Source organism: Pseudomonas sp. fls2-241-R2A-110, assembly GCF_030209165.1.
Classification (GTDB): Bacteria; Pseudomonadota; Gammaproteobacteria; order Pseudomonadales; family Pseudomonadaceae; genus Aquipseudomonas.
On record NZ_JARVSN010000006.1, the window covers coordinates 1 to 24,186 of the forward strand.

The window sequence follows — 24,186 nt, forward strand, 5'->3', positions numbered from 1 at the left end:
GAGCACGACCTTGCCAAGGTCGGGGTCGCGAGTTCGAGTCTCGTTTCCCGCTCCATATTTAACGAAAACGCCGCTCAGCAATGAGCGGCGTTTTTGTTTGTGCGTTTTTTGCCTTTTGCTGATCGACTGTCTGTCGCAATCAGGTCGATCAAATCATTGGGCCTGCCAGAGCGGCGGGCCCAACAAGGCCATCAGAGCGTCGGCAACTGCCCGATACGCCCCATCATTTCGGTCACGATCTGCAGGTCAAGCAGGAACTGGTCGACGGTCTTGAACTCATTGTCGGTGTGACCCGTGTATTTATTCTCGGGTCTGGCCAAACCAAATTGCACGCCATTGGGCAGCTCATGAACCGAAGTGGCGCCGGCGGAAGTACCGAACTTGTGTTCCATGCCCAGGTTTTCGCTGGACACGGCCAGCAAGGCCTTGACCCATTCGCCTTCAGGGTTGCGGTACATCGGCTCGGCAATCGAGTAGTCGATCGTCGGAGTAATGTGGGTCTTGTTGCTCCACGCACCCAGCTTGTCGGCGATTTCGGTCTTGAGCGTTTCCGGGGACTTACCCTTCGGCACCCGTAGATTGACCGCGAGCTTGAAGACTTTTTCATCCATGGCGACGTAGGTCAGGGAAGCGGTCAGAGGCCCCATGAACGCATCGGAGAAGCCGACGCCCAGATTTGCACCCAGGTAATCCAGTCCCCAGTTGTCGGCGGCATAGCGGGCAGCGTCGGTGATGTGGTTGTGCTTGAGCGCGACTTTGCCGTCAAGGCTGTTGATGAAGCCCAGCATCCTGGCCACCGGGTTAACGCCTGACTCGGGCTCGGAGGAGTGGGCTGAAACGCCGGTGACCGTCAGCTTGACGTCTTTGCCGACGACTTTTGCGCTGACCTCGAAGTTACCGCCATTGTGCTTGGCATACGCAGCGCCAGCCTTGTTCAAGCGGGCAGCCAGTTCGGCAGGCTTCTCGCTCAAAAGGGTGGCCACCGATGTCGATGGAATCTGGTTGGTGGCCATGCCGCCCGTCATCAATATGATTTCAGCTCCGTTGCCATCCGCCTTGCGTTTGGTGAAGTTCGCCATGACGGTGCCGTAGCCTTTCTCGGCAATTACCACCGGATAGCCGCCGTCCAGCGCCAGGTTGTAGTTGGGCGTTGGGTTATGTTCGAAGTAATAGGGAATGGCGTCGCCGGTGGTTTCTTCGGTGGTGTCGACCAGCAGCTTGAAATTCCTGGCCAGCGGCAGCTTCTCTTCCTTGATCACTTTCATGGCGTACAGCGCCACCACAATGCCGTTTTTGTCATCCTCGGTGCCGCGGCCGTACATGCGGTCGCCGATCAGCGTGACCTTGAATGGATCGAGTTTGGTGCCGTCTTTCAAGACCCAGTTCTCCGGCGTCACGGGTACTACGTCGGCATGGGCGTGAATGCCCACGACTTCGTCGCCACTGCCTTCGAGGGAAATTTCATAGACGCGGTTGTCGATGTTGCGAAAGTTCAGGTTGAACGCTTGGGCCAGGCCCTTGATCTTGTCGGCGATCTTGATGAATTGCGGATTGTCGTGCTGGGCAACGCCATTCACTTGGAAGGTCGGGATGGCCACCAATTCGCGCAGGGTCTCGGTGGCGGCTTTGCCATATTTCACCCGCGTATACAGGCCCAACAGGCGATGGATTTCGTTCTGCTGTTCAGCCGAAAGGGTCTTGTTGTCGAGGAACGCACTGATGGCAGGATTGAGGTCACTGGTGTTGGCCAGGTCGCTTTTGGCCAGCCCACCCAGGAACTGCCTGAAATCCGTGACTGATGCGTCACTGAATGTTTTGAGGATGGCCGCGCTCTGTTGCGGGGTGATGTTGGCGTGTGCGGTCAGTGTGAACGACGACAGGCTGGCCACTATCAGGGTTGACGCAGCCAGGTGCTTGAATGAGAAATTCATTGTTGAGGGCATTCCTTTGCAGGCAGTTTGTGAGAAATTTCTGATCGATAAGACAGAAAGTTTTCCAAACTAACACCCTGAAGGCGCGATAGGGGAGCCTTCAAGCAGGATCTGTCGCACAAAAATGCAAAAGCGACGCACAAACGAAAAAGGCCCGCCAGTCGGACTGAGCGGGCCTTTTTCGTGAGCGCAGGTCTTACATCGACAGCATCAGGCGCCCGGCGAACAAAATCAGAATCACCCCCATGGTCCGTTCAAACCAGTGCCCCATGCGCATGAACAGCAAGCGCACCCGGGCACTGGAAAAGAACAATGCGACGATCACAAACCACAACGCGTTGACCAAACACATCCACACGCCGTAGAGCGCCTGGATCTTTAGTGGCGTCGTGGCACTGATGATGGTGGTGAAAATCGCCAGGAAAAACAGCGTCGCCTTTGGATTGGTCGCGTTGGTGAGAAATCCAGTGGTGAACGCCTTCAGTAGCGTTTGCTCGATGACCGGTTCGTCGGCAACCTTGTCACCCTCAAGCGCCGACTTGGGTTTGCTGCGCAACAGGCTGACACCGAGGTACAAAATGTAAGCGCCACCGACGACTTTGGCCACAGTCAGCAGCCAGGGCGTCGAGTGCATCAGCGCGCCGACCCCGAGCAGGGTGTAAAGCACGTGCACGGAAATGCCCGCGCCAATGCCCAGTGCCGTGCAGATTCCGACCAGCCGACCGAAGCGCACACTCTGACGGATGGTGACGGCGAAGTCCGGCCCGGGTGCGACGACTGCCAGGAAGTGAATTGTCGCCAGCGCCAGAAACTCGCCCAGGTAATTCGAAAGCATCTCAACTCCAAAAAGTAAGGGGTGACGCATTGCCGCGATAGCCGACAAAGAACGAAAGGCTCAAGCGCGGATCTTCCAGCCCCGGCGTCACTGAGTGCATGCGGCGCGAATTGAACATGATGAAATCACCCGGCTCGGGACGAATCTCCAGGGTCGGAGCGCCCAGCAGGTTGGGGTCGATGCCGTAACTGTCGCCGCGCATTTCGTCGAACTGGTCCGCAGAAATGTCGTGGTCCCACATCTGCAATGCACCGCCCTCGGTCGGCATGCTCAGGTAGACGTTGCAGGCGAACTGCGCTTCCAGGCTCCTGGCCTGATAACTGTCCGGGGCGTCCTTGGCGAAAATGTCGTGATGAGCAAGGAAGCAAACCCCGGGTTTCACCACTCGGGACAGCCCGACATACATTTTGCGACCGTAGAGATTTTCCAGGTGCGCACCCGCAGGCCAGGTCTCATCAAGCATGCAGCGCAGGGTGTCGACCGGGGACGAGTAAGGCGCGCAACGGTTGCGCAACTCGGCGATGTTGCGCGAGGCACGTTCGAAGTAATCTTCGATCAGCAGCGGCTGGTTTTCCGCTTCATAGAACGCCATGCCTATTCGGCCAATGCTGGGCGCGTTGATATAGCCTTCGAAGCCTGGCGCAAGGATCTTGTCGCCAATCTGCTTCGCCAGCGGCTGGGGCAATAAGCCTTTGACGCGAATGGCGAGGACTTCTTCGTTGGCCAGTTTTTTTATGCACGTCTCATCGAGACGATCGACGTCAAGCATCATGTCTTAGGTCCATCTATCAGATAGTCAACAGAGCCCACGAACGCAGGCTCCCCCGGCGTCAGGCGATGACGGGGACGACATCGCCCAAAAGCTCAATCCACGCTGTAGTGGACTGACAGCGTTCCCTTCTTCAGTGAAAGGGAAGCGATCGTGACCGTGCCCAAATCCTTCAGGCTACGTACATGGGTGCCGCCGCAGCCGTAGGCGGGCAGTTCACCGAATCCAATTTCCCGGGAGCCTTCGCGCAAAGACGTCAGGCGTGGCATGTCATCGGCCACCCATTGCGCGATGCCCTGTTGAATCATTCCGGCATCAACCTCTTTTGCCGACTCGGCCGGTTTGAACTGCACGCGTCCTTCGCCCGGCCAGTGATGAGCCTTGATCGGCATCCAGCCCTGGGCCTGGACAAAATGGCCGATCAGATGCCCGGCCGAATGCATGCGCGAATTGAATTGGCGACGTTGCTCGTCAATCCGGATCTGGGTCATGCCCGGTTTTACCGGGCGGTCGACAAAATGAATGATGCGGTCCGGGTCCTGCACCACGCGCAGAACCTGGCTTTCGCCAATCCACCCGGTGTCGCACGGCTGACCGCCACCTTGGGGGTGAAACAACGTGGCGCGCAGCACCACCGCGAATTCGTTCTCCTGGGGGGTGCAGTCCAGGACTTCCACATTGGCCTTGAGGTCATCACTATGGAAAAAGAGGCGAAGCGTCATATTCCATGTCCTCATTAGAGTTTGTTTTTTTATTATATGAAGCGTGGAATTGCGTGATAATCCGTTCAAACATCAAAGGACTGTTGCGCTGTGAGCATAAATCTTCCACTGCCGCTGCTGGGTGAAATGGCGATTTTCGTCAAGGTTGTCGAGACCGGCAGTTTTTCCGAAGCCGCGCGTCAGTTGGGGTCGTCACCCTCGGCGGTCAGTCGCAGCATCTCGCGACTGGAAAAGGCGTTGGCCACACGTCTGCTGCAACGAACCACGCGCAAACTGCGGTTGAGCGATGGCGGCGAAGAAGTGTTCAAGCGTTGCCAGGAGATGGTCAGCGCAGCCAGGTCGGTGATGGAAATCAGCGGGCAGTTCACCCATGAAGCGGAAGGGCTGGTGCGGGTCAGCGTGCCCAAGGCTGTCGGTCGATTTGTGATTCATCCGCACATGCCAGAGTTTCTGCGGCGTTATCCCAAAGTGGACGTGGAGTTGTTGCTGGAGGATCGACAGGTGGATCTGATCGATGACAACGTCGATCTGGCCATTCGCATTACCGATCGACCACCCGCCGGCCTGGTCGGGCGGCAGTTGCTGACCATCGACCATCTACTTTGCGCGACACCGCAATATTTGGCCGAACATGGCACGCCCACCCATCCCCACGACTTGCTCAACCATAGCTGCATCTACCTGGGTGAAACCCCAAGCGATGCGCGCTGGAAGTTCAAGAAGGGCACCAAGGCCGTCACTGTCGGTGTGCGCGGACGCTATGCGGCGAATCACACCGGCGTGCGATTAGGCGCGGTGTTGCAGCACATCGGGATTGGCAGCCTGCCATACTTCACCGCGCGCTATGCGCTGGAACAGGGCTTGATTGTGCAGGTCTTGCCGGACTGGACCTTTCTGGCGTCTTACCATGGCGGCGCCTGGTTGCTGCATTCGCCAACGCGTTATCTACCGCCGAAGTTGCGGGTGTTTATCGATTATCTGGTGGAATGCCTGGAGAAGGAGCCGACGCTGGGCAAGCCGGGCAAGCCGGGCAAGCCAAGTGCGTTGGGCAAGGGCGCGGTTGAGTATGAATTGCCTGAGAGTGACGGGTTGCTTTGACCGGCCCCATCGCGAGCAAGCTCGCTCCCACATTAGATTTGTGACCGCCGCAGAGCCAATGTGGGAGCGAGCTTGCTCGCGATGGCGGCCGTCCAGGCACTGCATCACTGCGCTATGCCACAAAAAAAAGGCCCGCATGAATAATCATGCGGGCCTTTTGCGTTTCCAGCCGGGAATCAGTGCTTCGGTTCGTCGTTCGACATCGCCAGCAGCTGTTTTTCCTGGTTCCAGTCGAACGGTTCGTCGTTCTGCTCGGCTTCGAAACGACGTTCTTCCAGCGCCTGGTACAAGTCGATTTCGTCATCGGGCATGTAATGCAGGCAGTCTCCGGCGAAGTACCACAGCAGGTCACGAGGGACCAGATGGGCGATTTGCGGGTAACGGGTGATCACCTGGCACAGAATGTCCTGGCCCAGGTATTGGCTTTCGATCGGGTCGACCGGCAGTAATGCACGCAGTTCGTCGAAGCGCTCCAGGAACAAGGCATGGCTTTCTTCGGGAACCTGTTCGGCCTCACCCACGGCGACCAGGATGCTACGCAAGTGGTCAAGCAAGACGAGATGATCGGCAACGACGTTGGACACGAGATAAGTCCTCAAGAGCAAAACGGGCGCGGGAGTATAAAGCCCCCGCGTCCATTTTTACATGATAGTCGACTTGATCAGCGGACCTTTCCGTCAGCCAGCGCCAGTTCTTCCTTGGCGAAATCATCGACGTCGATCACCTTGCGCCGCGCCGCCTCGGCATCATGCAGGGACAGCGCCTCACCCGCCTGCAAGACCCCGGCTTCCAGCGCCGCGTCGATGGCGTGTTCCCCGGCAGCCGGTTTGACCTGGCCGCTCTTGAGTGCCATGTGCAGCTTTTTCTGCAACGGCTGCACCGCGTTCAATAAGTTGCACGCGTGTTGCAGCGCTCCGACCGCGTCATCGGCCGATTGCGGACGGTAGCAACCGGCCAGCAACTCTTCGAGTGTCGGATCGCCTTTGGCCCGGCCAATCACCGCGGCCACTTCGGCAGCGAGTTTGTCCGATGGACCTTTGTGACGACGACCCAGCGGGAACACGATCACCCGCAACAGGCAGCCCAGCACTTTGTTCGGGAAGTTGCTCAGCAACTCATCCAGCGCTCGTTCCGACTGGCCAAGACTTTCTTCCATGGCCCAGGTAAACAGTGGCGCCATATGTTCCGGCGACTCGAGGTCGTGGTAACGCTTGAGCGCGGCGGAGGCGAGGTACATGTTGCTCAGCACATCGCCAAGCCGTGCCGACAGGCGTTCACGACGTTTCAGCTCACCGCCCAGCAGCATCATGCTCAGGTCCGCGAGCATGGCGAACGCGGCGGCCTGACGATTGAGGGCGCGGAAGTAACCCTGGCTGAGCTTGTTGCCTGGCGCGTGTTCGAAGTGCCCGAAGCCGAGGTTCAGTACCAGTGTGCTGGCGGCGTTGCTCACGGCGAAACCGATGTGTTTGAGCAGCAGGCCATCGAATTCGGTGAGGGCCTGGTCCTTGTCTTCACGACCGGCGAGGGCCATTTCCTTGAGCACGAACGGATGGCAGCGAATGGCGCCCTGACCGAAGATCATCAGGTTGCGCGAAAGAATGTTGGCGCCTTCCACGGTGATGAAAATCGGCGCGCCATTCCAGCTGCGACCCAGGTAGTTGTTCGGGCCCATGATGATCGCCTTGCCACCGTGAACATCCATGGCGTGGCTGATGCATTCGCGACCGCGTTCGGTGAGGTGGTACTTGAGAATCGCCGACAACACCGATGGCTTCTCGCCGAGGTCTACTGCGTTGGCGGTCAGCATCCGCGCTGCGTCCATCATCCAGGCGTTGCCGCCGATACGCGCCATGGCTTCCTGAATGCCCTCGAATGCGGACAGTGGCACGTTGAATTGTTCGCGAACCTGCGCATATTGGCCGGTCACCAGGCTGGTGAATTTGGCGGCGCCGGTGCCGACCGCCGGCAGGGAAATCGAACGCCCGACCGACAGGCAGTTCATCAGCATCATCCAGCCCTTGCCGAGCATTTCCTGGCCGCCGATAAGGAAGTCCAGCGGCACGAAGACATCCTTGCCGGAGTTCGGGCCGTTCATGAACGCTGCGCCTAACGGCAGGTGGCGGCGGCCGATTTCAACACCGGCCGTATCCGTGGGGATCAACGCCAGGCTGATGCCCAGGTCTTCCTTGTCACCGAGTAAATGGTCCGGGTCATAGGCTTTGAAGGCCAGACCGAGCAGGGTCGCCACCGGGCCCAGGGTGATGTAACGCTTTTCCCAGTTGAGGCGCAGGCCGAGGGTTTCCTTGCCTTCCCATTCACCTTTGCAGATCACCCCGGTGTCGGGCATGGCTCCGGCGTCTGAACCCGCCAGTGGCCCCGTCAATGCGAAGCAGGGAATGTCGTCGCCGCGGGCCAGCCGTGGCAGGTAATGGTTGCGCTGTTCCTCGGTGCCGTAATGCAGCAGCAGTTCGGCCGGGCCGAGGGAGTTGGGGACCATCACGGTGGACGCGAGGTCGCCGCTGCGGGTCGCCAGTTTCATCGCCACCTGGGAGTGGGCATAGGCCGAGAAACCCTTGCCACCAAACTCCTTGGGGATGATCAGCGCAAAGAAACCGTTTTCCTTGATGTGAGCCCAGGCCTCGGCAGGCAAGTCCATGTCTTGCCCGATCTGCCAGTCGGTGACCATTGCGCAGAGCTCTTCGGTCGGGCCGTCGATAAAGGCCTGTTCTTCTTCACTCAACTGCGCTTTTGGATAAGACAGTAGCTTGTCCCAGTCCGGGCGACCGCTGAACAGCTCGCCGTCCCACCACACCGTGCCGGCGTCTATTGCATCGCGTTCGGTTTGTGACATGGGCGGCAGGGTTTTCTGAAACCAGTTGAACAGCGGCGCGCTGAAGAATTTGCGACGCAGGTCGGGCAGCAACAACGGCGCCGCTACGGCTGCGATCAACACCCAGAGAACCAGCAGCAGCCAGCCAGGCGCGCGGCTGAAGGCACCCATCGCGACGACAAACACCGCGACGATACACAGGGCGGGCAGGGGGGCGATGCGGCGGTGCGCCAAATAGGCTATCCCGACAACCAGAACCAGTATCCACAACAGCAGCATATTTAATCCTCCGTGAACCAGGGCAAAACCAACCTTCAGAGCTTAGACGGCATCCGCAAAACAGGGTGGTCGGAGCGAGGTGATTGAATTCGTGGGAAATCATGGGTGAGTTTTGTAGGTTGGGTTGGCAACACCCTCGGGAAATCGTTCGCTTCCTACGCGGCTATACGCCCATGTTTGGCCGAAACGTCGTTATGTCTGTGCTAATGGTCTCGCTAGACTCGTGGTTTCCCCCAGGAGATCGTTCTCATGTACGAGTACCTGACACCCGGCCGCTTCATCGATAGTGACCATCCGTCGGTGGTGGAGTTCGCCGAAAAACATCGCGGTGCCAGTCGCGACCCGCTCGAGCAGGCGATCAATCTTTATTACGCCGTGCGCGAAGCTGTGCGCTACAACCCCTACACCTTCAGTCGCGACCCGCAGACCTTGTGCGGCAGTCATGCGTTGGCGACCGGGGAGAGCTATTGCGTGCCCAAAGCCACGCTGCTGGCAGGCGCCGCGCGCCATTGTGGTATCCCGGCGCGTATCGGCCTGGCGGATGTGCGCAATCATTTGTCGACCCCGCGTTTGCTCGAGTTGCTCAGGAGCGACGTGTTCGCCATGCATGGTTATACGGAGTTGTACCTGAACGAACGCTGGGTCAAAGCCACACCGGCCTTCAACCAGAAACTCTGTGAACTGTTCAATGTGGCACCGCTGGAGTTTGACGGGATCAACGACAGTGTTTTCCATCCGTTCAATCGCGATGGCGAGCAGTTGATGGAGTATCTGGTTGATCACGGCCAGTTCACCGATGTGCCCGAGGCATTCTTTTTCGAGCACCTGGAAAAGTGCTATCCGCACCTGTTCAGCGACACACTGCCCGTGCTCCTGGGTGATATGCAGAGCGATTTGAGCCGCGCCTGATCCGGCGTATGCTGCCTGCGCATTCATCCATAAAGAGGCGGTCATGCTGAAGATCTGGGGTCGGAAAAATTCGTCGAATGTCAGAAAGCCATTGTGGGCCGCCGAAGAGCTGGGCCTGGCTTACGAGGCTATCGATGCGGGCGGTGCTTTCGGTGTGGTCGATACGCCCGAGTATCGCGCGATGAATCCCAACGGTCGCGTGCCGGTGATCGAAGACGACGGCTTTGTGCTGTGGGAATCCAACGCCATCGTGCGCTACTTGATGGCTCTGCACGCCAGCGACACGGCCTGGTATCCAGCGGATTTGAAAGTCCGCGCCTCGGCGGACAAGTGGATGGATTGGGCCACCTCAAGTTTCGCCGGCCCGTTTCGCACGGTGTTCTGGGGTGTGTTGCGCACGCCGAAGGATCAACAAGACTGGGCTGCGATCAACGCAGCGATCAAGGAATGCGATGGCCTGCTGTCGATGGCCGATCAGGCGCTGGCGACCCAACCGTACCTGTCGGGTGATGCCATCGGCATGGGCGATATCCCGCTCGGCAGTTTCATTTATGCCTGGTTCGAGATGCCGATCGAGCGCGCGCCACAACCTCATCTTGAAGCCTGGTATGCCCGGCTGAAGCAGCGGCCGGCGTATCAGAAAGCGGTGATGACCGCGTTGACTTAATACTCACTATCGACACGCTTGACTGTACTTGTGGGGCGGCGACACGCACCATTGCGCTCATGCGCCGTGGTTGTATTAGTCGCCGCCCGCCCTTATTTATCCCTTTCTTCCCTTCTTGGTGCGTAATCAGATATGAGTTCCGCTCTGTCCATCCGGCAGCTAACCAAAACCTACGGCAACGGTTTCCAGGCCTTGAGTGGTATCGATCTGGACGTCGCCGAAGGTGACTTTTTCGCCTTGCTCGGCCCCAACGGCGCGGGCAAATCCACGACCATCGGCATTCTCTCGACCCTGGTGAACAAGACCAGCGGCACGGTGAACATCTTCGGTCACGACCTGGACAAGGAACCTGCGGCACTCAAGCGCTGCATCGGCGTGGTGCCCCAGGAATTCAACTTCAACCAGTTCGAAAAAACCTTCGATATCGTCGTGACACAGGCCGGTTACTACGGTATCCCGCCGAAAATCGCCAAGGAACGCGCCGAGCAATACCTGACTCAGCTCGGGCTGTGGGACAAACGCGATACGCCGTCGCGTTCGCTGTCCGGCGGTATGAAGCGTCGATTGATGATCGCTCGCGCGCTGGTTCATGAACCGCGCCTGTTGATCCTCGACGAACCGACGGCAGGTGTAGACATCGAACTGCGTCGCTCGATGTGGACGTTCCTCACCGAGCTGAACCAGAAAGGCATCACCATCATCCTCACCACGCATTACCTGGAAGAGGCTGAGCAGTTGTGCCGCAACATCGGCATCATCGACCACGGCACCATCGTCGAGAACACCAGCATGAAACAGTTGCTGGGCCAGTTGCATGTGGAGACCTTCTTGCTGGATTTGAAGAACGGCTTGGGCGTGACACCGCAGTTGATCGGTTACCCGACGCGGTTGCTCGACGGTCACACGCTGGAAGTCCAGGTGGACAAGGCCATGGGCATCACGTCGCTGTTTACCCAATTGGCGCAGCAGAACATCGAAGTGCTGAGCCTGCGTAACAAAACCAATCGCCTTGAGGAGTTGTTCGTGTCCCTGGTGGAGAAAAATCTGTCGAAGGTGGCGGTATGAGTTCCGAGCTGCAACCCAACCTCGTCGCCCTCAATACCATCGTTTACCGTGAGGTCCGCCGCTTCACCCGGATCTGGCCGCAGACATTGCTGCCCCCGGCCATCACGATGGTTCTGTACTTCGTGATCTTCGGTAACCTGATTGGCCGGCAGATCGGCGACATGGGTGGTTTCACCTACATGGAGTACATCGTACCGGGGCTGATCATGATGTCGGTGATCACCAACTCCTACGGCAACGTGGTGTCGAGTTTCTTCGGCAGCAAGTTCCAGCGCTCCATCGAGGAATTGATGGTCTCGCCGGTGTCGCCGCACACCATTCTGATCGGCTACACCCTCGGCGGCGTCCTGCGTGGCTTGATGGTCGGGGTCATCGTGACGATGCTGTCGCTGTTCTTCACCGATTTGCAGGTCCATCACCTGGGCGTGACCATTCTGGTCGTGGTGCTCACGGCAACGATCTTTTCGCTGCTGGGGTTCATCAACGCCGTGTTTGCGCGCAACTTTGATGACATCTCGATCATCCCGACCTTCGTGCTGACGCCACTGACTTACCTGGGCGGGGTGTTTTACTCGATCAGCCTGCTGCCGCCGTTCTGGCAAACAGTGTCCCTGGCCAACCCGGTTCTGCACATGGTCAACGCCTTCCGTTACGGCATTCTCGGCGTTTCGGATATCAAGATCAGCGTGGCGATTACCTTCATGCTGGTGGCGACCGTTGCGCTGTATATCGGTTGTGCGCGGTTGCTGGTCAGTGGGCGCGGCATGCGTACCTGATCAAGACTGAGTCGCCCCTTTCGCGGGCAAGCCCGCTCCCACAAGACCTCTGGTGTCTGTGCGATTTGTGCTACACAGCAGATCCCGGTGGGAGCGGGCTTGCCCGCGATGGCGTCAGCCCAGACACTGCAAAAAAAACGGCCTCCCAAGTGGAGGCCGTTTTGCATGTCTACATCCGGTTTTTCTTGCGCCGCGTCCATTGCCGCGCAACCCACCAACGCCAATACAGCATGGTCAGGCAATAGGCGAGGGCGCCCAGCACCAGCCCTGTCACCACCGATCCCAGCAGAAACGGTTGCCACAGCGTCGAAAGTTCGCCGCTGATCCATTCCCAGGTCAACTCGTCCGGCAAATGCCTCGCGGGAACGTCCATCAACCACGCCCCAGTCTGATACGTGCAGAAAAACACCGCCGGCATGGTGATCGGGTTGGTCAGCCAGACCAGGCTCACGGCAATCGGCATGTTGCCGCGCACCATGATGGCGAGGATGGCGGCCACCAGCATCTGCAACGGAATCGGCAGAAAGGCCGCAAACAACCCCACCGCCATGGCCCGTGCAACCGAGTGACGGTTGAGGTGCCAGAGGTTCGGGTCATGCAGCAGGGTGCCGAGAAAGCGTAAGGATTTGTGTTCCCTGATGCTGGTCGGGTCTGGCATGTAACGTTTGAATAAGCGCCGGGGCATAAGGCTTCTCGGTCGGTTAAGGCGGCAAGTATGTCTGGATTCTATGAGCCGCCCATTCAGACTTTGTGACAATTAATAACCGTGCCTCTGCGATCCGCCCGCTATGACTAGGGAGGGGACTCTCAAGGACGGGCTTATGCGCACAGGGATGATGGCGCTGGCGACGGGTTTGCTGGCGTTGCGTTTTTTACCGGAATTACCGCCGGTCTGGGTTTGGATGTTGCTGCCTGTTGTCGGGCTGATGCTGCTGCCGTTTCGCACTTACGCGCTGGCATTCTTTGTGTTCGGCTTCAGTTGGGCTTGCGCGAATGCACAGTGGGCACTTGATGATCGTCTGCCGCTGAAGCTTGATGGTGAGACGCGCTGGGTCGAAGGGCGGGTGACGGGCTTGCCGCAGAATGCCGACGGTGTGGTGCGTTTTGAACTGTCGGACAGTCAATCGCGACGCAACCGGCTGCCCAGGCATTTACGCCTGGCCTGGTACGACGGCCCCGCCGTCAATGCCGGCGAACAGTGGCGGCTGGCGGTCAAGTTGAAGCGTCCCGCCGGGCTGCTAAATCCGCATGCGTTCGACTACGACGCCTGGTTGCTGGCGCAACGCATCGGTGCCACCGGGACGGTCAAGGCCGGTCAAAAGCTTGCCGATGCTCAATGGGCCTGGCGTGACAGCATTCGTCAACGCCTGCAGGCGGTGGATGCCCAGGGTCGAATGGGGGCGCTGACAGCTCTGGTGCTGGGGGATGGCGCCGGGTTGAGTCGCGAGGATTGGCAAGTTCTGCAAGACACCGGCACCGTGCATCTGTTGGTGATTTCCGGGCAACACATCGGTTTGCTGGCGGGATTGGTGTATCTGCTGATCGCCGGGCTGGCCCGTTATGGCCTGTGGCCGAATCGTTTGCCCTGGCTGCCATGGGCGTGCGCGCTGGCGTTCGCGGCTGCGCTCGGGTACGGGCTGCTGGCCGGTTTCGAGGTGCCGGTGCGGCGCGCGTGCGTGATGATCGGCCTGGTGCTGTTGTGGCGGCTGCGGTTTCGTCACCTCGGTGCCTGGTGGCCGTTATTGCTGGCGCTCGACGCGGTGTTGCTGATGGACCCGCTGGCCAGCCTGCAACCGGGTTTCTGGTTGTCTTTCGCCGCAGTGGCTGTGCTGGTCTTCACTTTTGGTGGACGGCTGGGCCCTTGGCGATGGTGGCAGACCTGGACCCGTGCGCAATGGCTGATCGCGATCGGTTTGTGTCCGTTGCTGCTGGTGCTCGGCTTACCGATCAGCATCAGCGGCCCGCTGGTCAACTTGCTGGCGGTGCCCTGGATCAGCCTGGTTGTGTTGCCACCGGCCTTGCTGGGCACGCTGCTCTTGCAAGTGCCTTATGTGGGCGAGGGGCTGCTGTGGTTGGCGGGCGGTCTGATTGACTGGCTGTTCAAGGGACTGGCGTTAATGGCGGACCGGTTGCCCGCGTGGGTGCCGGTCGCCATCCCTTTGTGGAGTTGGGCGCTTGGCACGCTCGGGGCCATTTTTCTCTTGCTGCCCAAAGGCGTGCCGATGCGACCGCTGGGTTGGCCGTTGCTGTTGCTGCTGGTTTTTTCACCTCGAGAACGGGTGTCCGACGGCTTGGCCGAAATCTGGCAACTGGATGTCGGCCAAGGGTTGGCCATTCTCGTGCGCACGCGTCATCACACTTTGCTGTACGACACCGGCCCGCGTTTCGGCGATTTCGACCAGGGGGCGCGGGTGGTTCTGCCGTCGTTGCGCAAACTGGGTGTAGACGGGCTCGATCTGATGCTCATCAGTCACCCCGACGCTGATCACGCCGGCGGCGCACGCGCGGTGGCCAACGGATTGCCGGTGACCCGGGTCCTCGGCGGCGATCATCAGGCGCTGCCGGCCGAGTTACAGGCCGAGGGCTGTGAAAGCGGTCGGCAATGGACCTGGGACGGCGTGAACTTCCAGCTCTGGCAATGGGCTGCCGCCAGCGACAGCAATCAGAAATCCTGCGTCTTGCAGATCGAAGCCAACGGTGAGCGATTGCTGTTGACCGGTGATATAGATGTCGCTGCCGAACGGGCGCTGCTCGACAGTCCACTCGCCGTGCCCACCGATTGGCTGCAATCACCGCACCACGGCAGCCGCAGTTCGTCGTCAATGGCGCTACTGGCCGTGCTTGAACCCCATACAGTGCTGATCTCCCGTGGCCAGGGCAATTCCTTTGGCCATCCGCATCCCACGGTCGTGGCGCGCTATCGAAAACGTGGCATGGCGATCTATGACAGTGCCGACCACGGCGCCATTCGTCTGCAACTCGGACGCTTCAAACCGCCTTGGTCGATGCGTCTGCAACGGCGTTTCTGGCGCGATTCACCGCCGCTTACCCAATAACCCGCAGTTATTACAGACCGACCGGATGCGACATCACGGTCTTCGGTGCATCCACCCCCTATGTTAGAGTGGCGCACTTTTTCGAGGGGACTGTCACTGTGTGGGAATTGGTCAAATCCGGCGGCTGGATGATGCTGCCGATCATTCTGAGTTCCATCGCGGCCATGGCAATCGTCGCCGAGCGTCTCTGGACCCTGCGTGCCAGCCGTGTAACCCCGGAGCATCTGCTCGGGCAGGTCTGGGTGTGGATCAAGGACAAGCAACTCAATAAAGAAAAGCTCAAGGAACTGCGCGCCAACTCACCGTTGGGCGAGATCCTGGCGGCGGGCCTCGCCAACTCCAAGCATGGTCGCGAGATCATGAAAGAGTGCATCGAAGAAGCTGCTGCGCGGGTGATTCACGAGCTCGAACGCTACATCAACGCGCTGGGCACCATCGCCGCCATGGCCCCTTTGCTGGGGTTGCTGGGCACGGTGCTGGGCATGATCGATATTTTCAGTTCGTTCATGGGCACGGGCATGACCACCAATGCCGCAGTGCTGGCCGGCGGTATTTCCAAAGCCCTGATCACCACGGCTTCGGGCCTGATCGTCGGTATCCCGTCGGTCTTCTTCCACCGGTTCCTGCAACGGCGCATCGATGAGCTGGTGGTGGGGATGGAGCAGGAAGCGATCAAACTGGTCGAGGTCGTGCAGGGTGACCGTGACGTGGACCTGTCCGAGGGCAAAAAAGCGTGAAATTCCGCCGCAAGCAACGGGAGAACGTGGACATAAATCTCGTGTCGCTGATCGACGTAGTGTTCGTCCTGCTACTGTTTTTCGTTGTGACCACCACCTTTACCCGTGAAACCCAGCTACGTGTCGAGCTGCCGGAAGCGGTCAGCGGTTCGCCGGCAGAAGATCAGCAGATCAAGCAACTGGATATCGCCATCAATGCCGAAGGCGCGTTCTCGGTGAACAATCAGGTATTGCAGAAAAACGATCTGGCAACCCTGATGGACGCGTTGCAAAAAGAGTCCAATGGCGACACCAACCTGCCGCTGTCCATCAGCGCTGACGGCAAGACCCAGCATCAATCCGTCATCACCGCCATGGACGCTGCCGGCAAGCTCGGTTTCAGCCACTTGCGCATGACCACGGTCGAGGCGGCGCCCGCGCCCTGATGGCCATGTCCGATCGTTTGCTCGCCGCGTGGTACGAAGGTCATCCGGCCCTGAAGCTGCTACAGCCACTGGAGTGGCTGTATCGGCGCGTGGTCATGAACAAGCGCAAACGCTTTCTGGCGGGTGAGGGCGAGATCTATCAGCCGCCGGTGCCGTTGATCGTGGTCGGAAACATCACGGTCGGCGGCACCGGCAAGACCCCCCTGATTTTGTGGATGATCGAACATTGCCAGCGCAGTGGCCTGCGGGTCGGTGTGGTCAGCCGGGGTTACGGTGCCAAGCCGCCGCAGCTGCCGTGGCGCGTCGAGGCGGATCAAGCCGCCGAAATGGCCGGCGACGAGCCGCTGTTGATCGTCCAGCGCACGGGTGTGCCGTTGATGATCGACCCGGACCGCAGTAGCGCCGTGAAGGCTCTGCTGGCGAGCGAACCGTTGGACCTGATTCTCTCCGATGACGGTATGCAGCATTACCGCCTGGCTCGCGATCTTGAGCTGGTGCTGATTGACGCCGCGCGTGGCCTGGGCAATCGCCGTTGCCTGCCCGCCGGGCCGTTGCGCGAGCCGGTCGAGCGTCTGCAAAGCGTCGATGCGGTGCTGTACAACGGCGCGGCCGATGATCGCGAGAATGGTTTTGCCTTCCAGCTGCGACCCACCGAATTGATCAATCTGCACAGCGGCGAACGGCGTCCTCTGGACCACTTCCCCTCAGGCCAGGCGCTGCACGCCGTGGCCGGGATCGGCAATCCCCAGCGTTTCTTCAACACCCTCGAAACGCTACACTGGCAGCCAATCCCGCATGCGTTTGCCGACCACGCCGAATACAGCGTGCAGGCCTTGAATTTCAAACCGTCATTGCCAGTGGTGATGACTGAAAAGGACGCGGTGAAGTGCCGTGCCTTCGCCGCGACCGACTGGTGGTACCTGGCGGTCGATGCTGCGCCATCGCCGGCTTTCGTGGCCTGGTTCGATACGCAGCTGATGCGCCTGTTGCCGGATCGTCTTCTGCCTTAACCGTTTTTTCCAGGGAATGTTCATGGACACCAAATTGCTCGATATCCTCGCTTGCCCGGTCTGCAAAGGCCCCCTCAAGCTCAGCGCCGACAAAAAGGAGCTGATCAGCAAGGGCGCAGGTCTGGCCTACCCGATTCGTGACGGTATTCCGGTCATGCTCGAAACTGAAGCCCGCACCCTGACCACCGAAGAGCGCCTGGATAAATGACCACAGCCTTTACTGTTGTCATTCCATCGCGTTATGCCTCGACCCGCCTGCCGGGCAAACCGCTGCTGTTGATCGCCGGCAAGCCGATGATTCAGCACGTCTGGGAGCAGGCGAGCAAAAGCAGTGCCCAGCGGGTCGTGGTCGCCACGGATGATGCGCGCATCGTCGAGGCCTGCAACGCCTTTGGTGCGGAAGTGGTGTTGACCCGTGAAGATCATAATTCCGGCACCGACCGTCTGGCCGAAGTGGCGGCGAAACTGGGCCTGGCGCCTGACGCCATTGTGGTCAACGTTCAGGGTGACGAGCCGTTGATCCCGCCGAGTGTGATCGATCAGGTCGCGGCCAACCTGGCGGCGCACACCGAAGCGCGCATGGCCACGTTGGCCGAGCCGATCGAAGACGTTGAAACCCTGTTCAATCCCAATGTGGTCAAGGTCGTCAGCGACCTCAATGGCCTGGCGTTGACCTTCAGTCGCGCCACGTTGCCGTGGGCCCGGGATGCATTCGCCAAAACACGCGAGCAATTGCCGCACGGCGTGCCGTATCGCCGCCACATCGGCATCTATGCCTACCGCGCCGGTTTCCTGCATGACTTCGTCAGCTGGGGCCCATGCTGGCTGGAAAACACCGAATCCCTGGAACAGCTGCGTGCGCTGTGGCACGGCGTGCGAATTCACGTCGCCGATGCGCTGATCGCACCGCCAACCGGTGTTGATACCGTCGAAGACCTTGAGCGCGTTCGTCGCCTGCTGGAGGCCTGATGCGCGTTTTGTTCGTGTGCCTGGGCAACATCTGCCGGTCTCCCACGGCCGAAGGTGTGCTGCGCCATAAACTGCGTGAAGCAGGGCTGGCCGATCAGATCGAAGTCGCTTCCGCCGGCACCGGCGACTGGCATGTCGGCAAGGCGCCGGACAAACGCAGCCAGGCGGCCGCAAAGCTGCGTGGTTACGACCTGTCGGCCCAGCGCGCCCAGCAAGTGACCCGCGCTGATTTCGCCGCCTACGACTTGATCCTGGCCATGGACAACAGCAACCTGCGCCACCTCAAGGCCCTGCAACCGGCAACGGGCAAGGCCGAATTGGACCTGTTCCTGCGACGCTATCAATCGGAACTCGATGAAGTGCCGGATCCCTATTACGACGGCGACCAGGGTTTCGAACAGGTGCTGGACCTGATCGAGCGCGCCAGTGATTTGCTGGTGATCGAATTGAAGGGGCGGTTATGAGTTTGCAGGTTCGACCTCAGGTTTCGCTCAAGCCGTTCAACAGCTTTGGTGTCGACGTCAAGGCGCGGTTGTTTGCCGAGGCGCACAGCGATGCCGATGTGCGCGACGCCCTGGCCTATGCGACAGCGCATGACGTGCCACTGTTGGTCATCGGCGGTGGCAGCAACCTGCTGCTGACGGCCGATATCCCGTCGCTGGTGCTGCGCATGGCCACGCGCGGGATTCGGATCCTGAGCGATGACGGCAACAAAGTCGTCATCGAAGCCGAGGCCGGCGAGCCCTGGCACCCGTTTGTGCAACACACCCTGGCGCAGGGTTTGGCGGGGCTTGAAAACCTCAGCCTGATCCCCGGCACCGTGGGCGCGGCACCGATGCAAAACATCGGCGCTTATGGTGTCGAGATCAAGGATGTTTTCGCCGGCCTGACCGCGCTGGATCGCCAGAGCGGCGAGCTGCGGGACTTCACCTTGGCGCAGTGCAACTTCGCCTATCGCGACAGCGTGTTCAAACAGGAGCCGGGACGCTGGTTGATCCTGCGCGTACGTTTCACCCTGGACCGCGCCGCACACCTGCACCTGGAATACGGCCCGGTTCGCCAGCGCCTGACCGAGCAAGGCATCGATCATCCGACCGCTACCGATGTCAGTCTGGCGATCTGCAGCATTCGCAACGAAAAGCTCCCGGACCCGGCCGTGCTGGGTAATGCCGGCAGCTTTTTCAAGAATCCTCTGGTGCCGGCCGCGTTGGTCGCACAGCTCAAAATCGAATACCCGGACCTGGTGGCCTACGCGCAGCCCGACGGGCAGATGAAACTGGCGGCGGGTTGGTTGATCGAGCGAGCGGGCTGGAAAGGGTTTCGAGACGGGGATGCCGGTGTACACAAGTTGCAGGCTCTGGTGCTGGTCAACTACGGCACTGCCACCGGCCTGCAATTGCTGAGCCTGGCGCAGCACATTCAGCAAGACATTTCAGAACGATTCAAGGTCGATCTGGAAATGGAGCCAAACCAGTATTGAAGCTACGCTTCAATGACTGACTCCTGAGCCCTGCACACCTTCAAATGTGCAGGGCTTTTTTGTTAATGCTGAGTTAACTTAGCCACCTAACGATGCAAGCATTTGCTCCACCAAAGGCCCGATGCAGACCTTCCCGTCCGCGTAAGAGAGCCTCATTAGCCTGAGTCGATCTGCGTAATGCCAACCGCCAACCCCAGGCGGCAGATTGCTCGACCCCATAACCTGAATAAATATGCGGGCGTGCCCATGATTACCCTGAAACTCAATGGTCAAGACCATCAACTCGACGTCACCGAGGACATGCCGCTGCTCTGGGCAATCCGCGATGTAGCCGGCTACAACGGCACCAAGTTTGGCTGCGGCATGGGCCTGTGCGGCGCCTGCACCATTCATATCGACGGCGCTCCGGCGCGCAGTTGCATCACGCCGATCGGTTCGGTGGTCGGCCAGAACGTCACCACCATCGATAACTTGCACGTCGACCCGGTCGGGCAAGTCGTGCAACAGGCCTGGCTCGACACCGCCGTGGCCCAATGTGGTTTTTGCCAGGGCGGGCAAATCATGTCGGCCACCGCGCTGCTCAAGACCCATCCGAACCCCAGCGACGAACAGATTGAAGAGGCGATGGTCGGCAACATTTGCCGCTGCGGCACCTACAACCGTATCAAGACGGCCATCCGCCAGGCATCCACTCACCTGAAGGAGGCCAAGGCATGAGCCAGTTGCCGAATGATTTTGCGCTGAGCAACCTCAGTCGCCGTGGTTTCCTTAAAGGTGTCGGTGCGACCGGTGCGTTGGTGCTGGTGGCGAGCTGGGGCTGGCAAGACGCTTTCGCCGAAGAAAAAGAGAAAAAGTTCGGCGCCGACGGCATGCCCAATGGCTGGATCGACGATCCCAAGGTTTATGTCAGCATCGCCGCTGACGGCGTGGTGACAGTCGTCTGCAACCGTTCGGAAATGGGCCAGGGTGTGCGCACGAGTCTGACCATGGTGGTGGCCGATGAACTGGACGCCGACTGGGCGATGATGAAAGTGCAGCAGGCGCCTGGCGACGAAGTGCGCTTCGGCAACCAGGACACGGACGGCTCACGCAGCATGCGTCACTGGTACGAACCGATGCGCCGCTGCGGTGCTGCCGCGCGGACCATGCTGGAGCAGGCCGCCGCCGATCAGTGGAAAGTGCCGGTCGGCGAGTGCCATGCGCAACTGCATAAAGTGCTTCACCAACCCACTGGCCGTGAACTGGGCTATGGCGCCCTGGCCGCCGCTGCGGGTGCGCTGGATGTGCCGGCTCGCGACAGTCTGCGACTCAAGCAGCCATCGGAATTTCGCTACATCGGCAAAGAGGGCACCAAGGCCATCGACGGCGCCGACATCGTCAACGGTCGTGCCGTTTACGGTGCCGATGTGCATTTCGACGGCATGCTCTACGCCACGATTGCCCGTCCGGCGGTCTATGGCGGCACGGTTAAATCCGTCGATTCCAGCGCCGCGCTGAAAGTCCCGGGGGTGATCAAGGTCATTCAGATCGAAGGCCGTCCGCTGCCGTCCGAATTCCAGCCATTGGGTGGCGTGGCCGTCGTGGCCAGCAATACCTGGGCCGCGATCAAGGGCCGCGAAGCGCTGAAAATCGAGTGGGATGACGGTCCCAACGCCAGTTATGACTCGATTGCCTACCGCAAGGAGTTGGAAGCCGCGTCCCTGCAACCCGGCAAAGTGGTGCGCAATACCGGCAACATCGACGAGGCCATGAAAGGCGCCAGCAGCACCGTCGAAGCGTCCTACTACCTGCCACACCTGGCACAGGCGCCAATGGAGCCGATGGTTGCCATCGCCCGCTTCAAGGATGGCGTGTGCGAAGCCTGGGGGCCGAGCCAGGCGCCGCAAGTCACCCGCGAGCGCATCGGCGAACGCCTGGGCATTCCCTTCGATAACGTCACCTTTAACGTGACCCTGCTGGGCGGCGGTTTCGGTCGCAAGTCCAAACCGGATTTCATCATCGAAGCGGCCATTCTCGCCAAGGAATTCCCGGGCAAGGCTGTGCGTGTGCAATGGACCCGTGAAGACGACATCCATTGTTCCTACTTCCACACGGTGTCGGCCGAATACCTGAAGGCCAGCCTGAACAAGGACGGCCTGCCTTCCGGTTGGCTGCACCGCACCGTCGCCCCGAGCATCACGGCGCTGTTCGCTCCGGGGATGAACCACGAAGCGGCGTTCGAGTTGGGCATGGGGTTCACCAACATGGCCTATGCCATTCCCAATGTGCGCCTGGAAAACCCGGAAGCCGCGATTCACACGCGGGTCGGCTGGTATCGCTCGGTATCGAACATTCCTCACGGCTTTGCGATTCAGAGCTTCGTCGATGAGCTGGCGCACAAGGCAAAGCAGGATCCGCTCAAGTACCAGATCAAATTGCTCGGTCCGGACCGCCAGATCGATCCGCGCACGTTGAGTGAAGAGTGGAACTACGGCGAGTCTCCCGAGCGTTACCCGATCGACACCGCCCGGATGCGCACGGTGCTGGAAACCGCTGCCAAGGCGGCTGGCTGGGGCCGTGAAATGCCCAAGGGCCGAGGTTTGGGGCTGGCGGTGCATTACAGCTTTGTCACTTACGTGGCAGCGGTCATCGAGGTCGAGGTCAAGGACGATGGCACGTTGATCGTGCATAAGGCCGACATCGCCGTGGATTGCGGTCCGCAAATCAACCCGGAGCGGATTCGCTCTCAGTTTGAAGGCGCCTGCGTCATGGGCCTGGGCAATGCGGTGCTGGGTGAAATCAGCTTCAAGGACGGCAAGGTCCAGCAGGACAACTTCCACATGTACGAAGTGGCGCGCATGTCCCTGGCGCCGAAAGAAGTCGCCGTGCATCTGGTGACACCACCAGGCGTGGTACCGCTGGGCGGTGTCGGTGAGCCAGGCGTGCCACCGATTGCGCCGGCGCTGTGCAACGCGATCTTCGCGGCGACCGGCAAACGCATCCGTACGCTGCCGGTTCGCTATCAGCTGCAAGGTTGGCAGAAGGCTCAAGCCTGATGGACAGCGCAGATCTGAACGTCCTGCGCAGCGTCCTCGAATGGCGCCGTGCCGGTCAGCGGGTGGTGTTGTTCAGCGTGGTCCAGACCTGGGGCACCGCGCCCCGGGCACCTGGCGCCATGCTGGCGTTGCGTGAAGACGGCGTGGTGATCGGTTCAGTGTCCGGTGGTTGTGTCGAGGATGATCTGATTGCGCGGCTGCACGACGGGCGGATTGCGACTGACGGGCCGCCCGTGCAATTGATCACCTACGGCGTCACCCGCGAGGAAGCTGCGCGGTTTGGTTTGCCGTGTGGCGGCACGTTACGCCTGACCGAGGAACGCGTGGGTGACCCGGGGTGGGTGGCCGAGTTGCTGGCGCGTTGCGAGGCGCATGAAATCGTTGCCCGCACACTTGATCTTGAAACGGGCGAAGTGGTTTTGCAGCCGGCGAACAAGAGCGATGTGCTGACGTTTGATGGCAAGACGCTGCGGGCCATTTACGGTCCTCGTTGGCGGCTATTGCTGATTGGCGCGGGGCAACTCTCCCGGTATGTCGCCGAGATGGCACGGCTGCTGGATTTCGAAGTGCTGATCTGCGATCCGCGCAGTGAATTCGTCTACGGATGGGAAGAGCAGCACGGGCGTTTCGTCCCGGGCATGCCGGATGAAGCGGTGCTGACGATCCAGACCGATGAGCGCACGGCCATCGTCGCCCTGACCCACGATCCGCGTCTGGATGACATGGCGCTGCTGACGGCCCTGGACTCCAAGGCTTTCTATGTCGGTGCACTGGGCTCAAGGGTCAACAGCCTCAAGCGTCGGGATAACCTGGCTCAGCTAGGCTTGTCGCCACAGGCCATCGACCGGCTGCACGGCCCGATTGGGTTGCACATCGGCAGCCACAGCCCGGCGGAAATCGCCTTGTCGCTGTTGGCCGAAATTGTGGCGATCAAGAATGGCGTCGAACTCAAGCAGAAGAAGCCGTTGCAGGAGGTCGTATGAGTGAAGCCATCGGCATCGTTGTCGTGGCGGCGGGACAGGGCAGTCGTTTCAGGCAGGTGGCGGGGGCGGACAAGGACAAGTTACTGGCTGATTGCACGGGGCGAGACGGCGCGGTTCGCTCCGTCATCGAGCAAGTCCTGGTGAACCTGCCTGCTTCGCTGGGGAGGCGTGTGCTGGTGACCACCGAAGATCGTCCCCAGGTGATACGCATGGCTCAGGCGTACGGCTTCGAGATTGTATTGATCGAGTCTGCCGGGATGGGCGACAGCATTGCTGCCGGGGTGACGGCGTGTCCGGAGCTTGATGGCTGGTTGATTGTGCTGGGGGATATGCCGTTTATCCTGCCGTCGAGTATTGATCAGGTGCTGACAGGGATAGCTGACGATTGCGTCAGCGTGCCGGTGCATGAGGGCACGTTTGGGCATCCGGTGGGGTTTGGTCGCCACTTTGGTCCGGGGTTGATGGCGTTGTCCGGTGATCATGGTGCCAAGCCGTTGTTTGCGCAGGGCCGGGTGGTCGAGGTGGCCGTGGATGACCCCGGGGTGTTGTGGGATGTGGATGTCCCGGAGAAATTGATCTTCAAGTAGCTTCAGCACAAGTTCCCTGTGGG

At 60.1% G+C, this 24,186-nt stretch carries 24 protein-coding genes; 17 read left to right on the top strand and 7 right to left on the bottom strand.

Annotated features, from left to right (window positions below; all coding sequences use genetic code 11):
- Nucleotides 1–191 precede the first annotated feature (191 nt).
- From QRN31_RS04145 to QRN31_RS04160, 4 genes are all read right to left on the bottom strand, one after another.
- Nucleotides 192–1,931 (bottom strand): dipeptidase, encoded by a 1,740-nt coding sequence (locus tag QRN31_RS04145; protein WP_285430392.1) that lies wholly within the window; start codon nt 1,929–1,931, stop codon nt 192–194.
- A gap of 196 nt (nt 1,932–2,127) precedes the next feature.
- The gene (locus QRN31_RS04150) at nt 2,128–2,766 is read right to left on the bottom strand and encodes a LysE family translocator (protein WP_285430393.1); all 639 of its coding nucleotides are present in this window, start codon (nt 2,764–2,766) and stop codon (nt 2,128–2,130) included.
- A gap of 1 nt (nt 2,767) precedes the next feature.
- Nucleotides 2,768–3,538, bottom strand: coding sequence for a 2OG-Fe(II) oxygenase (locus tag QRN31_RS04155; protein WP_285430394.1), 771 nt, complete (start codon nt 3,536–3,538; stop codon nt 2,768–2,770).
- Nucleotides 3,539–3,630: 92 nt separating this feature from the next.
- The gene (locus QRN31_RS04160; RefSeq protein WP_285430395.1) at nt 3,631–4,257 is read right to left on the bottom strand and encodes an alanyl-tRNA editing protein; all 627 of its coding nucleotides are present in this window, start codon (nt 4,255–4,257) and stop codon (nt 3,631–3,633) included.
- 90 nt (nt 4,258–4,347) lie between these two features.
- Between QRN31_RS04160 and QRN31_RS04165 the strand changes: the two genes are divergently transcribed.
- Nucleotides 4,348–5,355, top strand: a complete 1,008-nt coding sequence (locus QRN31_RS04165) for a LysR family transcriptional regulator (protein WP_285430396.1) — start codon at nt 4,348–4,350, stop codon at nt 5,353–5,355.
- A gap of 176 nt (nt 5,356–5,531) precedes the next feature.
- Here the strand turns inward: QRN31_RS04165 and QRN31_RS04170 are convergent, their stop codons facing one another.
- Both QRN31_RS04170 and QRN31_RS04175 read right to left on the bottom strand, forming a co-directional pair.
- On the bottom strand, nt 5,532–5,939 hold the full coding sequence (locus QRN31_RS04170) for a PA2817 family protein (RefSeq protein ID WP_010461909.1): 408 nt from the start codon (nt 5,937–5,939) through the stop codon (nt 5,532–5,534).
- Nucleotides 5,940–6,016: 77 nt separating this feature from the next.
- Complete coding sequence (locus tag QRN31_RS04175) at nt 6,017–8,464, bottom strand: acyl-CoA dehydrogenase (RefSeq protein ID WP_285430397.1); 2,448 nt, start codon at nt 8,462–8,464, stop codon at nt 6,017–6,019.
- Between the two features lie 249 nt (nt 8,465–8,713).
- On the opposite strand from QRN31_RS04175, the gene QRN31_RS04180 reads away from it, so the two are divergent.
- From QRN31_RS04180 to QRN31_RS04195, 4 genes are all read left to right on the top strand, one after another.
- A complete protein-coding gene (locus QRN31_RS04180; protein ID WP_285430398.1) occupies nt 8,714–9,373 on the top strand; it encodes a transglutaminase-like domain-containing protein in 660 nt (219 codons plus the stop codon).
- Between the two features lie 43 nt (nt 9,374–9,416).
- On the top strand, nt 9,417–10,040 hold the full coding sequence (locus tag QRN31_RS04185) for a glutathione S-transferase family protein (RefSeq protein WP_285430399.1): 624 nt from the start codon (nt 9,417–9,419) through the stop codon (nt 10,038–10,040).
- Nucleotides 10,041–10,172: 132 nt separating this feature from the next.
- On the top strand, nt 10,173–11,105 hold the full coding sequence (locus QRN31_RS04190) for an ABC transporter ATP-binding protein (protein ID WP_285430400.1): 933 nt from the start codon (nt 10,173–10,175) through the stop codon (nt 11,103–11,105).
- Nucleotides 11,102–11,881 (top strand): ABC transporter permease, encoded by a 780-nt coding sequence (locus QRN31_RS04195; RefSeq protein ID WP_208669425.1) that lies wholly within the window; start codon nt 11,102–11,104, stop codon nt 11,879–11,881. Before QRN31_RS04190 ends, QRN31_RS04195 begins: the two co-directional genes overlap by 4 nt.
- Before the next feature lie 169 nt (nt 11,882–12,050).
- Here QRN31_RS04195 and QRN31_RS04200 read toward each other — a convergent pair whose 3' ends face one another.
- On the bottom strand, nt 12,051–12,566 hold the full coding sequence (locus QRN31_RS04200) for a DUF2062 domain-containing protein (RefSeq protein ID WP_208669424.1): 516 nt from the start codon (nt 12,564–12,566) through the stop codon (nt 12,051–12,053).
- Between the two features lie 136 nt (nt 12,567–12,702).
- On the opposite strand from QRN31_RS04200, the gene QRN31_RS04205 reads away from it, so the two are divergent.
- The 12 genes from QRN31_RS04205 (at nt 12,703) to QRN31_RS04260 (ending at nt 24,163) form a co-directional block, all read left to right on the top strand.
- Nucleotides 12,703–14,937: a DNA internalization-related competence protein ComEC/Rec2 gene (locus QRN31_RS04205; RefSeq protein WP_285430401.1), complete on the top strand. Its 2,235-nt coding sequence runs from the start codon at nt 12,703–12,705 to the stop codon at nt 14,935–14,937.
- Nucleotides 14,938–15,035: 98 nt separating this feature from the next.
- Complete coding sequence (pocA, locus tag QRN31_RS04210; RefSeq protein WP_185058243.1) at nt 15,036–15,674, top strand: flagellar polar localization protein PocA; 639 nt, start codon at nt 15,036–15,038, stop codon at nt 15,672–15,674.
- Nucleotides 15,671–16,099: a flagellar polar localization protein PocB gene (pocB, locus tag QRN31_RS04215; RefSeq protein WP_208669422.1), complete on the top strand. Its 429-nt coding sequence runs from the start codon at nt 15,671–15,673 to the stop codon at nt 16,097–16,099. Before pocA ends, pocB begins: the two co-directional genes overlap by 4 nt.
- Nucleotides 16,099–17,109 carry a tetraacyldisaccharide 4'-kinase gene (gene lpxK / locus QRN31_RS04220; RefSeq protein ID WP_285430403.1) on the top strand — a complete coding sequence of 337 codons (1,011 nt, stop codon included), beginning with the start codon at nt 16,099–16,101 and terminating at the stop codon, nt 17,107–17,109. The genes pocB and lpxK overlap by 1 nt, the downstream gene beginning before the upstream one ends.
- A 22-nt stretch (nt 17,110–17,131) precedes the next feature.
- Nucleotides 17,132–17,317: a Trm112 family protein gene (locus tag QRN31_RS04225; RefSeq protein ID WP_285430404.1), complete on the top strand. Its 186-nt coding sequence runs from the start codon at nt 17,132–17,134 to the stop codon at nt 17,315–17,317.
- Nucleotides 17,314–18,078, top strand: coding sequence for a 3-deoxy-manno-octulosonate cytidylyltransferase (gene kdsB / locus QRN31_RS04230; protein WP_285430405.1), 765 nt, complete (start codon nt 17,314–17,316; stop codon nt 18,076–18,078). Before QRN31_RS04225 ends, kdsB begins: the two co-directional genes overlap by 4 nt.
- Nucleotides 18,078–18,542 (top strand): low molecular weight protein-tyrosine-phosphatase, encoded by a 465-nt coding sequence (locus tag QRN31_RS04235; protein WP_285430406.1) that lies wholly within the window; start codon nt 18,078–18,080, stop codon nt 18,540–18,542. The genes kdsB and QRN31_RS04235 overlap by 1 nt, the downstream gene beginning before the upstream one ends.
- Complete coding sequence (gene murB / locus QRN31_RS04240; RefSeq protein ID WP_285430407.1) at nt 18,539–19,558, top strand: UDP-N-acetylmuramate dehydrogenase; 1,020 nt, start codon at nt 18,539–18,541, stop codon at nt 19,556–19,558. Before QRN31_RS04235 ends, murB begins: the two co-directional genes overlap by 4 nt.
- Before the next feature lie 246 nt (nt 19,559–19,804).
- The gene (locus QRN31_RS04245; RefSeq protein WP_222587998.1) at nt 19,805–20,275 is read left to right on the top strand and encodes a (2Fe-2S)-binding protein; all 471 of its coding nucleotides are present in this window, start codon (nt 19,805–19,807) and stop codon (nt 20,273–20,275) included.
- On the top strand, nt 20,272–22,593 hold the full coding sequence (locus QRN31_RS04250; protein ID WP_285430408.1) for a xanthine dehydrogenase family protein molybdopterin-binding subunit: 2,322 nt from the start codon (nt 20,272–20,274) through the stop codon (nt 22,591–22,593). Before QRN31_RS04245 ends, QRN31_RS04250 begins: the two co-directional genes overlap by 4 nt.
- Nucleotides 22,593–23,576 carry an XdhC family protein gene (locus tag QRN31_RS04255; RefSeq protein ID WP_285430409.1) on the top strand — a complete coding sequence of 328 codons (984 nt, stop codon included), beginning with the start codon at nt 22,593–22,595 and terminating at the stop codon, nt 23,574–23,576. Before QRN31_RS04250 ends, QRN31_RS04255 begins: the two co-directional genes overlap by 1 nt.
- Complete coding sequence (locus QRN31_RS04260) at nt 23,573–24,163, top strand: nucleotidyltransferase family protein (RefSeq protein ID WP_285430410.1); 591 nt, start codon at nt 23,573–23,575, stop codon at nt 24,161–24,163. The genes QRN31_RS04255 and QRN31_RS04260 overlap by 4 nt, the downstream gene beginning before the upstream one ends.
- Nucleotides 24,164–24,186 lie beyond the last annotated feature (23 nt).

What these genes read in the sequence shown, in the direction of transcription:
- murB (WP_285430407.1), top strand. Translation starts at nt 18,539, where the DNA reads ATGAGTTTGCAGGTTCGACCTCAGGTTTCGCTCAAGCCGTTCAACAGC.
- QRN31_RS04160 (WP_285430395.1), bottom strand. Translation starts at nt 4,257, where the DNA reads ATGACGCTTCGCCTCTTTTTCCATAGTGATGACCTCAAGGCCAATGTG.
- QRN31_RS04200 (WP_208669424.1), bottom strand. Translation starts at nt 12,566, where the DNA reads ATGCCCCGGCGCTTATTCAAACGTTACATGCCAGACCCGACCAGCATC.
- QRN31_RS04190 (WP_285430400.1), top strand. Translation starts at nt 10,173, where the DNA reads ATGAGTTCCGCTCTGTCCATCCGGCAGCTAACCAAAACCTACGGCAAC.
- QRN31_RS04175 (WP_285430397.1), bottom strand. Translation starts at nt 8,464, where the DNA reads ATGCTGCTGTTGTGGATACTGGTTCTGGTTGTCGGGATAGCCTATTTG.
- QRN31_RS04225 (WP_285430404.1), top strand. Translation starts at nt 17,132, where the DNA reads ATGGACACCAAATTGCTCGATATCCTCGCTTGCCCGGTCTGCAAAGGC.
- QRN31_RS04180 (WP_285430398.1), top strand. Translation starts at nt 8,714, where the DNA reads ATGTACGAGTACCTGACACCCGGCCGCTTCATCGATAGTGACCATCCG.
- QRN31_RS04155 (WP_285430394.1), bottom strand. Translation starts at nt 3,538, where the DNA reads ATGATGCTTGACGTCGATCGTCTCGATGAGACGTGCATAAAAAAACTG.
- QRN31_RS04250 (WP_285430408.1), top strand. Translation starts at nt 20,272, where the DNA reads ATGAGCCAGTTGCCGAATGATTTTGCGCTGAGCAACCTCAGTCGCCGT.
- QRN31_RS04260 (WP_285430410.1), top strand. Translation starts at nt 23,573, where the DNA reads ATGAGTGAAGCCATCGGCATCGTTGTCGTGGCGGCGGGACAGGGCAGT.
- QRN31_RS04245 (WP_222587998.1), top strand. Translation starts at nt 19,805, where the DNA reads ATGATTACCCTGAAACTCAATGGTCAAGACCATCAACTCGACGTCACC.
- QRN31_RS04195 (WP_208669425.1), top strand. Translation starts at nt 11,102, where the DNA reads ATGAGTTCCGAGCTGCAACCCAACCTCGTCGCCCTCAATACCATCGTT.
- QRN31_RS04235 (WP_285430406.1), top strand. Translation starts at nt 18,078, where the DNA reads ATGCGCGTTTTGTTCGTGTGCCTGGGCAACATCTGCCGGTCTCCCACG.
- lpxK (WP_285430403.1), top strand. Translation starts at nt 16,099, where the DNA reads ATGGCCATGTCCGATCGTTTGCTCGCCGCGTGGTACGAAGGTCATCCG.
- kdsB (WP_285430405.1), top strand. Translation starts at nt 17,314, where the DNA reads ATGACCACAGCCTTTACTGTTGTCATTCCATCGCGTTATGCCTCGACC.
- QRN31_RS04145 (WP_285430392.1), bottom strand. Translation starts at nt 1,931, where the DNA reads ATGAATTTCTCATTCAAGCACCTGGCTGCGTCAACCCTGATAGTGGCC.
- QRN31_RS04205 (WP_285430401.1), top strand. Translation starts at nt 12,703, where the DNA reads ATGCGCACAGGGATGATGGCGCTGGCGACGGGTTTGCTGGCGTTGCGT.
- QRN31_RS04150 (WP_285430393.1), bottom strand. Translation starts at nt 2,766, where the DNA reads ATGCTTTCGAATTACCTGGGCGAGTTTCTGGCGCTGGCGACAATTCAC.
- QRN31_RS04185 (WP_285430399.1), top strand. Translation starts at nt 9,417, where the DNA reads ATGCTGAAGATCTGGGGTCGGAAAAATTCGTCGAATGTCAGAAAGCCA.
- QRN31_RS04255 (WP_285430409.1), top strand. Translation starts at nt 22,593, where the DNA reads ATGGACAGCGCAGATCTGAACGTCCTGCGCAGCGTCCTCGAATGGCGC.